The 14,781-nt window shown below is 68.6% G+C and carries 12 protein-coding genes; 3 read left to right on the top strand and 9 right to left on the bottom strand.

What is annotated here, in order from left to right:
• Positions 1–2 precede the first annotated feature (2 nt).
• The 3 genes from ACWGSK_RS08610 to ACWGSK_RS08600 form a co-directional block, all read right to left on the bottom strand.
• On the bottom strand, positions 3–683 hold the full coding sequence (locus ACWGSK_RS08610) for a response regulator transcription factor (protein WP_358516172.1): 681 nt from the start codon (positions 681–683) through the stop codon (positions 3–5).
• 76 nt (positions 684–759) lie between these two features.
• Positions 760–2,493: a glycerol-3-phosphate dehydrogenase gene (gene glpD / locus ACWGSK_RS08605; RefSeq protein ID WP_358516170.1), complete on the bottom strand. Its 1,734-nt coding sequence runs from the start codon at positions 2,491–2,493 to the stop codon at positions 760–762.
• Between the two features lie 98 nt (positions 2,494–2,591).
• Positions 2,592–3,986: an MFS transporter gene (locus ACWGSK_RS08600; RefSeq protein ID WP_358516168.1), complete on the bottom strand. Its 1,395-nt coding sequence runs from the start codon at positions 3,984–3,986 to the stop codon at positions 2,592–2,594.
• Between the two features lie 102 nt (positions 3,987–4,088).
• Here ACWGSK_RS08600 and ACWGSK_RS08595 point away from each other — a divergent pair, with 102 nt between their 5' ends.
• A complete protein-coding gene (locus ACWGSK_RS08595) occupies positions 4,089–4,595 on the top strand; it encodes a MarR family winged helix-turn-helix transcriptional regulator (RefSeq protein WP_358516165.1) in 507 nt (168 codons plus the stop codon).
• 1,190 nt (positions 4,596–5,785) lie between these two features.
• On the opposite strand, the gene ACWGSK_RS08590 is transcribed toward ACWGSK_RS08595, so the two are convergent.
• Entirely contained in the window at positions 5,786–7,153 is a 1,368-nt protein-coding gene (locus ACWGSK_RS08590; RefSeq protein ID WP_452455520.1) for a DUF222 domain-containing protein, read from the bottom strand.
• A gap of 926 nt (positions 7,154–8,079) precedes the next feature.
• Positions 8,080–9,063 carry a helix-turn-helix transcriptional regulator gene (locus ACWGSK_RS08585; RefSeq protein ID WP_452455519.1) on the bottom strand — a complete coding sequence of 328 codons (984 nt, stop codon included), beginning with the start codon at positions 9,061–9,063 and terminating at the stop codon, positions 8,080–8,082.
• A 96-nt stretch (positions 9,064–9,159) separates the two neighbouring features.
• Here ACWGSK_RS08585 and ACWGSK_RS08580 point away from each other — a divergent pair, with 96 nt between their 5' ends.
• Complete coding sequence (locus tag ACWGSK_RS08580; RefSeq protein WP_358507048.1) at positions 9,160–9,603, top strand: DUF3224 domain-containing protein; 444 nt, start codon at positions 9,160–9,162, stop codon at positions 9,601–9,603.
• A 199-nt stretch (positions 9,604–9,802) separates the two neighbouring features.
• Positions 9,803–10,186: a SpoIIAA family protein gene (locus tag ACWGSK_RS08575; protein ID WP_358507046.1), complete on the top strand. Its 384-nt coding sequence runs from the start codon at positions 9,803–9,805 to the stop codon at positions 10,184–10,186.
• Here the strand turns inward: ACWGSK_RS08575 and ACWGSK_RS08570 are convergent.
• The 4 genes from ACWGSK_RS08570 to shbA all read right to left on the bottom strand — a co-directional run bounded on the left by ACWGSK_RS08570 (position 10,168) and on the right by shbA (position 14,775).
• Positions 10,168–11,043, bottom strand: a complete 876-nt coding sequence (locus ACWGSK_RS08570) for a lytic transglycosylase domain-containing protein (protein ID WP_358507045.1) — start codon at positions 11,041–11,043, stop codon at positions 10,168–10,170. The genes ACWGSK_RS08575 and ACWGSK_RS08570 overlap by 19 nt on opposite strands.
• Positions 11,044–11,212: 169 nt before the next feature.
• Entirely contained in the window at positions 11,213–12,319 is a 1,107-nt protein-coding gene (locus ACWGSK_RS08565) for a GuaB3 family IMP dehydrogenase-related protein (RefSeq protein WP_358507072.1), read from the bottom strand.
• 115 nt (positions 12,320–12,434) lie between these two features.
• Positions 12,435–13,925 carry an IMP dehydrogenase gene (gene guaB / locus ACWGSK_RS08560; protein WP_358507043.1) on the bottom strand — a complete coding sequence of 497 codons (1,491 nt, stop codon included), beginning with the start codon at positions 13,923–13,925 and terminating at the stop codon, positions 12,435–12,437.
• A gap of 295 nt (positions 13,926–14,220) precedes the next feature.
• Positions 14,221–14,775, bottom strand: a complete 555-nt coding sequence (gene shbA, locus ACWGSK_RS08555) for an RNA polymerase sigma factor ShbA (RefSeq protein WP_358507070.1) — start codon at positions 14,773–14,775, stop codon at positions 14,221–14,223.
• Between the last annotated feature and the right edge of the window lie 6 nt (positions 14,776–14,781).

The following is a 14,781-nucleotide window of genomic DNA, read 5'->3' as shown; positions in this document are numbered from 1 at the left end:
CCTCAGACCCGGGAGACGGGGGAACCGACCGCCATCCGGTAACCCACCCCGCGGACGGTCTGGATGAGCCGAGGCGCCTCCAACTTGGCGCGCAGGGTGCCGATGTGCACCTCCAGGGTGCGCAGCGTGCCGGGCCAGGAGGTCTGCCACACCCGCAACAGCAGGTGCTCGCGCGGGACCACCCCGCCGGCCTCGCGCACCAGCACCACGAGCAGGTCGAACTCCTTGCGGGTGAGCTCCACCGGACGACCCTCGCAGGTGACGACTCGGGTACCGGTGTCCACCCGGACGGGGCCCGCCTCCAGCACGGTGCCCGAACGTGTGCCGGTGCGACGCAGCACCGCTTCCATCCGGGCGCACAGTTCCTCGATGGCCAGGGGTTTGACCACGTAGTCGTCGGCGCCCGAACGCAGCCCGAGGACGCGTTCGCGTTGTCGTCCCCGCGCGGTGACCATGATGATGGCGGTGTCCCCGAAGTCCTGACGCTCACGGAGCGCACGACACAGGTCGATGCCGTCCATGTCCGGGAGGCCGAGGTCCAACAGGACGACGTCCGCCGGGGACGCGGCGAGCGCGTCCCCGGCGGTACGAACCTGCACGACCTCGTAGCCGTTCGTCTCAAGCGCCCCGGCGAGCGCGTCGGCGAGCCGGACGTCGTCCTCGACGAGCAGCACCTTGATCATGACCGAGGGTCCTTCGCGGAGGGGGTGTGCGTAACAACGCGGTGGTACGCACCCTAACCGCCCCGTGCGACCCCCGTCAGGAACGGCCTCCGGGCCGAGCGATGTGCACGTCCGGAACGATCTCCGGGGCGCCGAGCTGGACCGCGTCCGCCTCCTGGTCGGTGTCCTGTTCCTGGGCCACCCGCTCGGCCTCGATGCCCTTGCGGTAGAACTCCACCTCGCGTTCCACCTGCTCCTTGGCCCACCCCAGGGGTTCGGCCATCAGCTCTGCCGCCTCCTCCGCGGCGGCGATGCCCCGGTCCCAGGTCTCGAAGGAGATGCGGGTACGACGGGTCAGGACGTCCTCAAGGTGACGGGCTCCCTCCGCGTGCACCGCGTAGACGACCTCCGCCCTCAGGTAGTCATCGGAACCCGCCAACGGACGGGCCAGGTCACGGCGCTCCTTGATCAGGTCGAGGAGATCGTGGACCTGGGAGCCGAACCGACGCAGCAGGTGTGTGACCCGTGAGACGTGGAGCCCGGAGTCCCGGGCCAGACGGTGACGCTGGTTGTACAGGGCCGCGTACCCGTCCGCGCCCACCAGGGGCAGCTTGTCGGTGACCGAGTTCGGAACGGCCCCGCCCAGTCCATGCGCTACCGCGTCCACCGCGTCCTTGGCCATGACCCGGTAGGTGGTGTACTTGCCGCCCGCGATGAGCACCAGACCCGGCACCGGGTGGGCGACGGTGTGCTCTCGGGACAGCTTGGAGGTCTCGTCGGACTCCCCCGACAGCAACGGCCGCAGACCCGCGTAGACGCCCTCGACGTCGTCCCGACTCAGCGGCGTGCGCAGCACCTGGTTGACGTGGTCCAGGACGTAGTCGATGTCGGCGCGGCTGGCCGCGGGGTTCTCCTTGTCCAGGTCCCACGGGGTGTCGGTGGTGCCGATGATCCAGTGGCGGCCCCACGGGATCACGAACAGCACGCTCTTCTCGGTCTGCAGGATCATCCCGGACGAGGCCTGGATACGGTCCCGCGGTACCACCAGGTGCACACCCTTGGAGGCGCTGACGTGGACCTGGCCACGGCCTCCGACCATCTCCTGGATGTCGTCGGTCCACACACCCGCGGCGTTGACCACCTGCCGGGCGCGGATCCGGACCTTCTCGCCGCTCTCCAGGTCGGCGGCCATCGCCCCGACCACGTGTTCGCCCTCACGGAGGAACTCGACCGCCTGTACCCGGGAGGCGATCCGCGCGCCCAGTCCCGCCGCCGTGCGCAGGACCGTGGTGACGAAACGGGCGTCGTCGACCTGACAGTCCCAGTACTGGATCGCGCCGGCCAGGGAGCTGCGCTTGAGCGCCGGGAACACCTTCATCGCGCCGGACCTGGTCAGGTGTCGGTGCGAGGGCAGTCCCCGGTTGTTGCGGGAGCTCATCGCGAGCGCGTCGTAAAGGGTGACGCCCGCGCCGATGTAGAACCGCTCCCAGTGATGCTGGAACGGGAACAGGAACGGTACCGGACGCACCAGGTGCGGCGCGATGGTGGTGAGCAACAGACCGCGTTCATGGAGCGCTTCACGGACCAGCTCGAAGTCGAGTTGTTCCAGGTAACGCAGGCCGCCGTGGATGAGTTTGCTGGATCTGCTGGAGGTACCCGAGGCGTAGTCGCGCGCCTCGATCAGCCCCGTGGAGAGTCCGCGTGAGACCGCGTCCAGGGCGATACCCGCCCCCACGATCCCACCTCCGACAACGAGGACGTCGAGCTCCTCGTCCGCCATGGATGCCAGCGCCGCGGTGCGGCTCTCCGGTCCCAGCCAGGTGGTCGCCATTGGTCGTCCTCCGTATCGATGGGTCTTCCTCCCAGGCGCATACCCGCCCAAAGCCCCGTCCATCGGCCCGATCGGTGTGGCGACCGACCGGTGGGGCCTCAGGTTAACCGCGTGGCCCGCCCCGCTCGCGGCGCCACACGGATCGCCAGTGCCAGGAACGCCACGACGGTCAAGGCCGCTCCCCCCGTCAGCGAGGCCGCGGTGAGTCCACCCCCGGTGCCCGCGACCGCTACCAGCGCCGCGAGTCCGACCGCTCCGCCGAGTTGCTGCGCCGTGGACACCGTAGCCGAGGCCACTCCCTGGCGGGCAGCGTCGACCTCCTCACCCGCCACCGCGAACACCGCCGGATACACGGTGCCCGCCGTGAGCCCGAGCAGCAGCACCGCGGGCAGAACCATCCAGTAGTGGTCACCGGAGACCGCCCAGGCGAAGACGACCGAGGTCACCGCGACACCGAGCACGCCGACGAACAAGATCCGCCGCGAACCCCAACGGCCGAGCAGCCGGGGCAACAGGAAGGCGGAGCCGAGCATGGCCACCACCCCTTGGGGCAGGAAGCCCAGCCCCGCGGCCAACGGCCCCAACCCCAGACCGTCCTGGACGTGCGTGGTGTAGACGAAGTGCAGTGCGCCGATCACACCCATGAGCACGAAGACCAGCACCGCGCTCACCCACAGGGAACGCACACGAAGCAGGCCGAGCGGCAGCAACGGGTCGGCGCCCCCGCGCTCCACCAGGAGGAAGAGCCCCAGCGTCACCGCCCCCAGCACGATCACGCCGACGCCCGTCCGAACGTCCTCCTGGATCCGGGAGATCCCGAACACCAGGAGGAGCGCACCACCGGTGGCCAGGGCCGAGCCGGGCAGGTCGAAACCGGCCAGGCCCTCGCTCCGGGGGTCGGTGGGCAGCACCCGCGGTGCGGCGATGGCCACGACCAGGGCGAGCGGGACCAGCGCCCAGAAGACCGAGGCCCACCCGAGCAGACTGGTGAGGACACCGCCGAGTGCTCCCCCGGCCAAGGCACCGAAGGCCCCGGCGCTGCCCCAGACCGCGAGCGCACGGTTTCGCGCGGGGCCCGCGTCGAAGGCCGTGTTCACCAAGGCCAGGGTGGCGGGAAAGATCAGGGCGGCTCCGAATCCCTGCGCGGCTCGGGCGCCGATGAGTACCGTCGGGGGCCAGGTGAGGACGCCGACCAGGGCGCCGACCACCGAGGCTCCGGCCATCAAGGCGGCACCGAGGACCAGCATCCTGCGCGCACCGAGCCGGTCGACGGCCCGACCACCCAAAAGCAGGAAGCCCCCGTAGCCCAGGGCGAAGGCGGAGACGACCCACTGCAGGCCGCCGGCGTCCAGCCCCAGTTCCCGGCCGATCTCGGGTAAGGCGATGTAGACGACGTTGAAGTCCACGGACAGGGTGAAGTGGGCCATGGCCAGCACGAACAAGGCCGGCAACAAACGTGGCCGGCGGGCACTGGCCGGTGCCGTGTAGGTCATCGGGGTTCCCTCATCAAAGTTACTCCAGCGCTGAAAGATTCAGCATGACAGTAACTCCAAAGTATTTCAGTACGCAATAATCCAGCGTGGTAATATTTGGCCATGAGCGACCACTGCCACGTCAGCGCCACCGAGGAACGCACCTGGGACGCCGTCACCCTGGCGTTCCGCCTGCTGGACCAGCGCGTGGAACGCGACGTCCAACAGGAGGTCGACCTACCCCTGACCTACTACGAACTGCTGGTCCTGCTCTCCAAGAACGAGCACGGGTCCCTGCGCATGAGCGAGCTGGCCGAACTCACCCACACCAAACCCAGCCGGATCACCCACGCCGTCCGCAAGCTCACCGAGGCCGGCTTCGTGGAACGCCGGCATTGCGAGACCGACCGCCGCAGCTGGTTCGCCGTCCTCACCGACCAGGGCCGCGAAGTCCTCCACCGCGCCGGCGGCCCGCACGTGGCGAGCATGCGCGAGAACCTCCTGGACCTGCTCACCCCCGAACAGCGCGACCAACTCCTGGACATCAGCCGCACCTTGCTCACCCGGCTCGCCCCCAGCAGCCCTTTGGCCCGCGAGAAAAGCCCCGTTCACGAGAGCCCCGGCACCTGACCTCGGTGGGGGTGGGTGGGGGTGGGGGTGGGGGTGGGGGCGCGGGACATGGGGCGTGTTGGTTTGGGTGTGGGTGGACGTGGGCTCCGGGGGTTATCCACAGGTAAGTGGTGGTGGGGTGGCGGTCGATGGGGTGGGTGATGTCTTCTTGATATTGGGGGAGCTTCTGGTTCCGCCGGTTTTGTGCTGCCCAGAGGTTGATGGTGAGGCGCCTGGGGTCGGGAGTCTTGGGGTTGTTGGGCGTTGTGTGGGTGGTTGGTGGGGCGCCTCGGGTTTCTGGCTTTTTGGGGTGGTTGGGCGGGGTGGGGGTGGTTGGTGGGGCGCCTCGGGTAGGTGCCCTTGGGTTGTTGGGCGTTGTGTGGGTGGTTGGTGGGGCGCCTCGGTTTTCTGGCTCTTGGGGTGGTTGGGCGGGGTGGGGGTGGTTGGTGGGGCGCCTCGGGTAGGTGCCCTTGGGTTGTTGGGCGGGGTGGGGGTGGGTTCTCCCTCCTTCCCCGCCGCGTGATTGTTGCCGCCCGCACCGCACGCGTCAAGGCGATGTTGTGTGCTCTGGCAGCGGCCCTGATGGCCTTGACCCGTACGGCACGGGCGGCGGTTTGGCGGCTATCGGGGAAGGGGGAGAGTGGTTGAGGTCCCAAGGGCCCTGCGGGCCTGCGGCCCACTCCGGCCGTGGCCGGCCGGATCCCTTCCCTTCCCTCTGGTGTCCTCGTGGGCCGCGTCGCCACTACGTGACCGGTGAGGTAACGAAGTACCCGCTACAGGTAGGGCGGATGGCGGGCCGCGTCCCCGCGGTAGCCGGCCCTGATCTTCACAGCGATGATCTTGCTCCTAGCGCCATGTTGGGCGCCCAACATGGCGCTACGGACAAGATCATCATGATGAAGAGACAGCACAGGGTTGCACGGGGTTGGTGGTGCCGGTGGGCCGGTACCTGGGGCGGGAGCCAGTACCGGGGGTGGAAGTGGTGCCGGCATCCGTAGTAGGGCCGTGTGCTGTCGACACCCCCGATGGGAGCCACTCTGTCCCCGGGATATGGCTCTGGGTGGGGGGTTCGCAGGGGTGGGCATGCGGATATCCCCACAGGGCACGGGCCCTTGGGGTCTGACACCCACTCGGGGTGGTCGCGGCGGGGTGTTCTCGCCGGGGTGGTGTTCCACCTGGCGGAAACGCGTGGGTGTGGGAGCGGGTGGTGGTTAGGGGGCGGTGGCTGGGGCCGGCTCTCCTTCCCCATCCCCGGACCCGGCTTCCTTTCCCGCTTCCTGGCGGTTCTGGGCGTGGTGGTGTTCCCAGATCTGCCGGTTCACCTTCGCCTGCAACCGGTGCTTGAGCCGGTTGTGGGTCGAGCAGAGCACCTGCATGTTCTCGGCGCTGGTGGCCCCGCCGTGGGAGAAGGGGACGATGTGGTCGTACTGCGACCAGCTACGCGGCATGTCACAGCCTTCGTACCACTCGCAGTAGGGCTTCTTGAACCCCGCCGCCTGGCGCACCGGATCCGGAGCGCACCGCTGCTTACGCCCCACATCCAACAGAGTCCGGCCCTGGGCGTCGGTCACGAACCGGCGCAACCAACTTTCGGGGGTCAAACGGGCCACCATCTGATCGGGCAACACCACACCATCCTCGGTGACGGCCGGCTCTGCGGTGCCGTCTCCGAGGAAGCGTTTGAGGGGGACGGTGATGTTGAGGGTCGCCAACGGTTGGCGGCTCAGGCTGGAGCAATCCCGATGGGTCAGAGCGGTCTCGAAGATCCGCATCATCGCGTCATAAGTGCGCTGATGCTTCGGCATCGCCGCGTTCTCCGGCCCATACGGATCGGTATAAGCCTGCAGAGCGGCCTGGATCAGCTCGTTATCGGCCCCCGGCCCCCACATCCGCAACAGAAACCCGGACTCGAACGTGGGCGAGAACTGGGCGCCCCGGTTCTCGAACGTTTCGTCGTAGTCCCGGTCGGCTTTGTCGGGGTCCAGGCGGGCGACGAACCATTTCGCCGCGTCCCGCAACTGGCGCACCGAAGCCTGCGGGCACTCGGCCTTGAAACCGATCAACCCGAGTTCCAACCGGGCCCGAAACCCCTCCACCGAAGGACGCTGGGCACGGAATTCCTCATCCGCCGTTTCCAGGACTTTCGCCCACTCACCCACAGCCTTTTCGGTGGAGGTCGCGATGGCGCACGCCTCACCCAGCGACAAGACCTCACCTTGGAAGGCTTCTTCCACCAAGGGCAGTTGCTGTTTGTACAACGCCCGGGCGAGGGTGGCGAGGCTCTTGGCCTCGGCCGGGGAGGTCCCCCACTGGTGGGGGATCCACGCCTGGATACTGCGCTGGCCACCCTCTTCCAACAGAGAACCGGTGGCCTCCATACGGGCCAGGGCGGGCAGCATCCCATAGCGGATGCGGTCTGTTTCCTGGTTGATCCGGCCGAACTGGGCGAGCACATCGGCTTCACACCCGAACGGGATATCCCGTCCGGAGAATTCCACCGCCATCTCCCGCGCACCCGCCATCGCTTTATCGACCGGGGTGTTCCCGGCCGGGTGCGGTGCGTGGGGAGGAAAGCTCATACTCTGATTATATGCGAACACCCACGATAACGACAGGCCTCCCTACGAGTTTATTAGTCGAATTCTGGATCCGGCATTCCTGCTATGTGAGAGCCTCTGTTTCGGGTTGCCCGCAACCCCTTTTCGCTATGGTCGGATCCGTCTATCGCGGAGATGCTCCTAGCGAATTCGAGGGAAGGGGCTCTGAATGGAAACGATCTTGTCCGTAGCGCCATGTTGGGCGCCCAAATGGGCGCTACGAGCAAGATCATCGCTGAGAAGACCAGGGCCGGCTACCGCTGGGACGCGGCCCGCCCCGTGCCCCGCCTGTAGCGGGCTCTTCGTTACCCGACCCGTCACGTAGTGGCGACGCGCCCCACGAGGACACCAGGCGGAAGGGAAGGGATCCGGCCGGCTACGGCCGGACCGGGCGAAGCCCGGGGCCGTTGGGACCTCAACCACTCTCCCTCCTTCCCCGATAGCCGCCAAACCGCCGCCCGTGCCGTGCGGGTCAAGGCCACCCACCACAGCGCTACAGCACTCGACGTTGCCTTGACGCGTACGGTGCGGGCGGCAATAATCACGCGGCGGGGAAGGAGGGAGAACCCACCCCCACAACGCCCAATCACCCCAAAGAGCCAGAAACCCGAGGCGCCCCAACAACCCCAAGACTCCCGCCCCAGGCACCTCACCCATCCCACCCCACACCTGGACAGCACGAACAACCCCCGGGCAGCACGAAACCGGCGAAACCAGCGGCTCCCCCAAGATCGATGGGATCACGCCTACCGACCCCACCACCACCCCGAACCCATCCACCTGTGGATAACCCGCGCCCACCCCACACTCACCACCGCTTCCCCACTCACCACTACTTCCCCGTCCACCACTACCTCCCCGCCCGCCACCCCGATCCCCATTCCCCTCCTCATCCCTACTCCACGCACCTACTCCCCACCCCCGTACAGGCTGGCCATTGCCGCAGCCTCCGCCGCCACGGCCCTTCTCAAATCTGGTGGGCCCAGTACTTCCGCGCTCGCTCCCATGCGCAGCAGATCTCCAACCGCCACTGGGAGCGACTCCACCTCCAAGTGGACTTCCACCCACCCGTCGTCCCCCGCCGGGGTGGCCGCTTCCAGAGCACGGCGGCCTATCGCGCCGAAGCGCATCGGCAGCAGCTTCACGGCTTCCGGGGCGAGGCGCAGGTGCGCAGTTCCCTGGAGCATCGATGCCTCCAGTCGGCGGGCCGACTCCTCCCAGTACTCGACCAGGTCGAAGCCGGTCGGGCGGTCGAAGAGTTCGCCGGTCGGGTGGGCCTCCTGCACGCGTGACACTCGGTAGGTTCGCACCGACGACTCCGGGCCCTCACCGGCCAGGGCCACCAGGTACCAGGTACCGCCCTTGAGCACGATGCCGAGCGGGCACAGCTCCCGTTCCACCTCGCCCCGCCAGCGCAGGTAGCGAACCAGCAGGATCCGGCGTTCCCACACCGCCTCGGTGATGACACCGAGGTGCGGGACCTCGTCGGCGTCGCGGAACCAGGCCGGGGCGTCCAGGTGGAAACGATCCTGGGCGCGGGCGGCCCGTTCCGCGAGCGGGGTGGGCAGGGCCGCACGCAGTTTGTGTCGGGCGGTCGTGAGCACCGCGTCCAACCCCAGGTCACGGGCCGCGGTGGGAACCCCGATCAGGAACAGGGACTCCGCCTCGGCGTCGGTGAGTCCGGTCAGCCGGGTGCGGTAACCGTCCATCAGCCGGTAGCCGCCCTCGGGTCCGCGGTCGGCGAGCACCGGGATCCCGGCCGTGCCGAGCGCCTCGACGTCCCGGTAGATGGTGCGCACCGATACCTCCAGCTCCGCGGAGAGTTCGGGCGCGCTCATCCGACCTCGGTTCTGCAGCAGCAGGAGCAGGGAGACAAGCCGATCGGCGCGCATACGAACATTCTCTCCATACCTGCCAGTGGATGTCAGGTACCTCGGAGAGGCTGGTTCTCGAAGCACAAGGGATCCGAAAGAACCGGGAGGGGCACCATGTCCCGCACAGCACAGACGCCACAGTCAGCACACTCGACGCAGACGACCACACGCACGGAGGGCACCTTCACCTTCGCGGACTGGAAGGAGGAGGAATTGTCGGAGGGCCCCTCGCCCAAGCTCGCCCGGGCCCACGTGACCAACCACTACAGCGGCGGGATCGAGGCGGCCGACACCGACTGCGCCTACACGTTCGTCTACTTGGAGGACGGAACCGGCTCGTTCACCGGTTTCCAGCGGCTGAGCGGCACCCTGGACGGCCGTCCGGGCACGTTCATCGTGGCGGAACGTGGAACCTTCGCGGGGCGGGGCGAGGTGCGCTGTGAATTCGAGGTGGTGTCCGGCACCGGGGAGTTGACGGGGCTGCGGGGAGCCGGCCGGTACGTGGCCGCGCACGGGGAGCCTTCGGTGGCCTACGTCTTCGAGTACACGTTGCCCTGAGAGGGGACGCGGCCGGTTCCGGGCACGCCGAAGCCGACGAGAGCCGGGGCTCCCCCATACAGAGAGAAGACCACGGGCGGGGGCTCCGGCACCACCCACCGTTCCCCGCCTGTGGACAACCCCGATTCCCGGAACGCATGGTCACCGCCCCGAGCGGGTAGGTGCGCCCGCACGCCGCCATTCGAGGAACGGAGGGGCCATGTACAGAAGACTGGACTCCGGTGAGGACGACGTACTCGGGTTCGAGGTGGAGGGCACCATCTCCCAGGAGTCCTTCGAGGAACTCCTGGAAGAGGTCCGCCGCGCCATCGACCGGTCCGGCGGGGTCCGCCTCCTGGTCCGGGTCCACGGGTGGCCGACCGGAGAGACCCCCACGCTCGGCGAGCGACTGCGGTTCGCCAAGGAGCACTTCCACCAGATCGAGCGCTACGCGGTGGTCGGCGACAGCCGGGTCGTGGAGTACCTCACCACCCTGGCGGACGCCTTCGTCGACATGGACCTGCGCTTCTTCGAGGCCGATGAGGAGGATCAGGCCTGGGCCTGGGCGCGTGACCGGGGAACCTCTCAGGAGGCGTCGGCGTAGGCGTGCGCGTAGGCGAGGACGTCGTCCCGGTAGGAGTCGGACCGGTTGTACTCGAAGATCGCGTCCACCCAGTCCTCGGTGGCGCTCAGGTCACGGCCGTCCTCGCACAGGTAGCGGGCGGCGGACAGGGCCGCGTCGTCGATGTTGTGCGGGTCGGGGGTCTCTCCCTCCAGCGACTCCGCCCATTTGTCCCAGGTCACCGGGATGAACTGCATCGGGCCGACCGCCCGGTCCCACTCGGTGTCCTCGTCCAGTTCACCACCGTCGGTGTCCGGAATTGCCCGGGTGTTGTTGGTGCCGTCGAGCGGGATGCCGATGACGTTCACGGTGGTCTTGCCGTCCGGGCCGATCTCACCGCCCGCGTAGGTGCCGTGGCGGGATTCGATGAAGCCGATCCCCGCCAGGGTCGGCCAGGACAGGCCGCACTCGGCCTGGTCCTCGTCGAGCACCAGCTGCGCGCTCGCGTAGCCCTCCAGCGCCCGGCGCGGGATCCCGGTCGCGTCGGCGACCTCGTCCAGCCAGGTGTCGTCGGGACGCTGCGCTCCGGGCGCGGGGCGGGACTGTTCGTCCGCACCGGCCTCGGCGGGCTCTCCGGTCTCGTCGTCGGTACGCGGCGTCACCCCGGTGTGTTCGGGGGGCCCGGTCAGCTCGTCGTGCGGCGGGGTCGCGATGGTGCCGTCCGAGGGGTCCACGGAGGCGGCGGTCGGTGGTTCCCATTCGTTGAGCGCGGTGGACACCCGCCCGACCAGGACCACGACCCCCACCGTCACCAACAGGCAAACGGCCAAGGCGAGACTGACCGCGATCATCGGCCCACGGCTTCGACGCCGCCGGGCGTCGCTCACGCTGCCACCCATGCAGTCCTCCCCAAGGAAAGGTCACCAAGACGTAACAACACATCAAAACTCGCCCCATGGTCGCACATGGTCTCGACCGGATCTCACCGGTGGGCGTTTGGAAACGAGGAACGCCCCGCCGATGGGCGGGGCGTCCTCGTGGTGTCGCGTCGCGTGTTCGCGGTCGTCTCTACCGGTGCGGGTTGACGACGACCTCGACCCGCTGGAACTCCTTCAGGTCCGAGTAACCAGAGGTCGCCATGGTGCGCCGCAGGGCTCCCATGAGGTTCATGGAGCCGTCACTGGTGGAGGCCGGCCCGTGCAGGATCGACTTGAGGTCACCGATGGTGCCGACCTCGACCCGCTCGCCGCGCGGAAGTTCACCGTGGTGAGCCTCACTGCCCCAGTGGTAGCCGCCGCCGGGCGCCTCGGCGGCGCGGGCCAGCGGTGATCCGACCATGACGGCGTCGGCACCGCAGGCCAGGGCCTTGGCGATGTCACCGCTGCCGGTCATGCCACCGTCGGCGATGACGTGCACGTAGCGGCCACCGGACTCGTCGAGGTAGTCGCGGCGGGCCGCGGCGACGTCGCCGATGGCGCTGGCCATGGGGACCGCCACACCCAGAACGGAACGGGTGGTGTGACCCGACCCGCCACCGAAACCGACCAGCACGCCGGCCGCGCCGGTGCGCATCAGGTGCAGGGCGGCGGTGTAGGTGGCGCAGCCGCCGACCACGACGGGGACGTCGAGGTCGTAGATGAACTGCTTGAGGTTGAGCGGCTCGGCCCGGCCCGAGACGTGCTCGGCGGAGACCGTGGTGCCGCGGATGACGAAGATGTCCACACCCGCGTCGACGACCGCCTTGTGGTACTGGGCGGTGCGCTGCGGCGACAGACGGACCGCGGTGACCAGGCCGGTGTCGCGGATCTCCTCGATCCGGCGACCGATCAGCTCCTCCTGGATGGGGGCGGAGTAGATCTCCTGGAGCCGCTTGGTGGCCGCCACGTCGTCGAGTTCACGAATCTCCTGGAGCAACGGCTCCGGGTCCTCGTACCGCGTCCACAGACCTTCCAGGTCCAGAACGCCGAGGCCGCCCTGTTGCCCGACCGCGACGACGGTCTTGGGCGAGGCGACGCTGTCCATGGGGCTGACCACCAGGGGCGTCTCGAACCGGTAGGCGTCGATCTGCCAGGAGATCGACACTTCCTCCGGGTCTCGGGTTCGCCTGGCCGGCACGATCCCGATCTCATCGAGTTCGTAGGCGCGACGCCCGTTCTTACCCAGCCCGATCTCCACCTGAGCCAACGCTTCGCTTCCCCTCTGACGTGCGGCGCCGGTCGGTCGACCGGCGCGATGACCGCGGACGTGAGTCTATCCGTCCACGGTCACCCTCTCATTTCCCGTTCGTGCTTCAGCGGGCGTTGTAGTTGGGTGCTTCCACCGTCATCTTGATGTCGTGCGGGTGGCTTTCACGCAGGCCGGCGCTGGTGATGCGCATGAGCTGGCCGCGTTCACGCAGTTCGGGCAGGGTGCTGGTGCCCGCGTACCACATGGACTGGTGCAGTCCACCGACGAGCTGGTGGGCGACGGCCGAGAGGGGGCCACGGAAGGGCACCTGACCTTCGATGCCCTCGGGGACGAGCTTGTCCTCGGAGGAGACGTCGGCCTGGGCGTAGCGGTCCTTGGAGAAGGAGCGGCCGCGCATGGCGCCCAGCGACCCCATGCCGCGGTAGGCCTTGAACTGCTTGCCGTTGATGAAGATGAGCTCACCCGGGCTCTCCTCCACACCGGCGAGGAGGCTGCCGAGCATGACGGTGCTCGCGCCGGCGGTGATCGCCTTGGCGATCTCGCCGGAGTACTGGAGGCCGCCGTCGGCGATGAGCGGAACACCGGCCGGGCCGCACGCCTTGGCCGCTTCCAGGATCGCGGTGAGCTGTGGGGCGCCCACACCGGCGACCACCCGGGTGGTGCAGATGGAACCCGGGCCCACGCCGACCTTGACGGCGTCGGCACCGGCGTCGATGAGCAACTGGGCCCCGGCTCGGGTGGCCACGTTGCCGGCGACGATGTCGGCGCGGGAGTTGGCCTTGAGCTTGGCGATCATGTCGGCGAGCCCCGCGGAGTGGCCGTGCGCGGTGTCGACGACGAGGAAGTCGACCCCGGCGTCGACGAGCAGCTTGGCGCGTTCCTCCGCCTCGGTGCCCACGCCGACGGCGCCGCCGACGACGAGACGGCCGTCCGCGTCCTTGGTGGCGTCGGGGAACTGCTCGCTCTTGATGAAGTCCTTGACGGTGATGAGGCCGCGGAGGCGGTTGTCGGCGTCCACCAGCGGAAGCTTCTCGACCTTGTGCTTGCGCAGCAGCCCGAAGGCCTTCTCGCGGCTGACCCCGACCGGCGCGGTGACCAGGTTCTCCGTGGTCATGACCTCGCGTACCAGGCGGGAGCGGTCGTCCTCGAAGCGCATGTCGCGGTTGGTGACGATGCCGACGAGCCTGCCCTGGGCGTCGGTGACCGGGACACCGGAGATCCGGTAGTGGGCGCACAGGCGCTCGACCTCGGCGAGGTCGTCCTCGGGCTGACAGGTGACCGGGTCGGTGACCATGCCGGCCTCGGAGCGCTTGACCAGGTCGATGTGGCCGGCCTGGTCCTCGGCGGAGAGGTTGCGGTGCAGGACCCCGGCGCCGCCTTGGCGGGCCATCGCCACGGCCATGCGGGCCTCGGTGACGGTGTCCATCGCGGCGGACAGCAGCGGGATGCTGAGTTCGATGTTGCGGGACAGGCGGGTGGCGGTGTCCACGTCGCCGGGTTGAAGATCGGAGTAACCCGGTACCAGCAGGACGTCATCGTAGGTCAGCCCCGGCGGGAGCAGTTTGTCCCCGTACTCGCTGTACTCCTGGCTCATGACACAACCTCCGCTGTTGACCGGCAACACCTGCGCGGATCACCCCCGCGTGTCGTCTCATCCTAGGACGTCGTGTCGTGCTCCCCAGGTGGAATGGACTGTTCGCCCCGTCACCACGGCCATGAAGTGCGCAACGTCACGGTCGGCCCGAGAGCGGAGGTCACCGAAGGATCACCGGGACGAAGCGTGGGGGTAACGGCAGTACCCGCGGGAGCGCCTCGGGGGGAGGAAGGTGATGCGGTTCGGGCAGGCTCTCGTGCCCGGCCCGGGCACGCGTCCGTGCTCGATCGAGGCCTTATGGGAGGACGCGGTTCGCCAGGGCCACCTTCCGAAGCCGAGCAATAGCTCGGTGCTGGGCAACCCGTACCGCCCCTGCCGACATTCCAAGAAGATGTCCCGTCTCGTCCGCTGTCAGTCCTGTGATCACCCGCAACACCAGCAGTCTGCGCTGTTGTTCGGGAAGCTCGTCGAGGAGCTCTCTGGCCCGCTGCGCCTCGATGACGCGCACGGCGGCCTCTTCCGGTCCGGGCCCCTCGTCCGGCGGCTCCGGCACGGTGTCGGTGGGGACCGTCTCCACTCGTCCGGCCACTCGAAGGGTGTCGGCGACCTTGTGCGCCGCGATGCCGAACACGAAGGAGGCGAAGGGCCTGCCCCGGTCCTGGTATCTGGGGATCGCCGTGATCAGGGCGATGCAGACCTCCTGCGCGACGTCGTCGGAGTGGTGTGCCAGCCCCGACACCCGCGCCAGCCTGCTGTGGCAGTACCGCACCACCATGGGTCGGATCTCGCGCAGCAGCGAGTCCATCGCCCCGTCGTCCCCCTGAACGGCGAGCGATCCCAGTTGGTTCAAACCCGT

The sequence above is a fragment of the Nocardiopsis sp. NPDC055551 genome, from assembly GCF_053619415.1.
The sequence above is the reverse complement of the archived record's forward strand: the minus strand, read 5'-3'. Positions and strand labels throughout refer to the sequence as shown.

Coding starts and splice junctions, on each gene's coding strand:
- ACWGSK_RS08610 (WP_358516172.1), bottom strand. CDS start 683: ATGATCAAGGTGCTGCTCGTCGAGGACGACGTCCGGCTCGCCGACGCG.
- glpD (WP_358516170.1), bottom strand. CDS start 2,493: ATGGCGACCACCTGGCTGGGACCGGAGAGCCGCACCGCGGCGCTGGCA.
- ACWGSK_RS08600 (WP_358516168.1), bottom strand. CDS start 3,986: ATGACCTACACGGCACCGGCCAGTGCCCGCCGGCCACGTTTGTTGCCG.
- ACWGSK_RS08595 (WP_358516165.1), top strand. CDS start 4,089: ATGAGCGACCACTGCCACGTCAGCGCCACCGAGGAACGCACCTGGGAC.
- ACWGSK_RS08590 (WP_452455520.1), bottom strand. CDS start 7,153: ATGAGCTTTCCTCCCCACGCACCGCACCCGGCCGGGAACACCCCGGTC.
- ACWGSK_RS08585 (WP_452455519.1), bottom strand. CDS start 9,063: ATGCGCGCCGATCGGCTTGTCTCCCTGCTCCTGCTGCTGCAGAACCGA.
- ACWGSK_RS08580 (WP_358507048.1), top strand. CDS start 9,160: ATGTCCCGCACAGCACAGACGCCACAGTCAGCACACTCGACGCAGACG.
- ACWGSK_RS08575 (WP_358507046.1), top strand. CDS start 9,803: ATGTACAGAAGACTGGACTCCGGTGAGGACGACGTACTCGGGTTCGAG.
- ACWGSK_RS08570 (WP_358507045.1), bottom strand. CDS start 11,043: ATGGGTGGCAGCGTGAGCGACGCCCGGCGGCGTCGAAGCCGTGGGCCG.
- guaB (WP_358507043.1), bottom strand. CDS start 13,925: ATGAGCCAGGAGTACAGCGAGTACGGGGACAAACTGCTCCCGCCGGGG.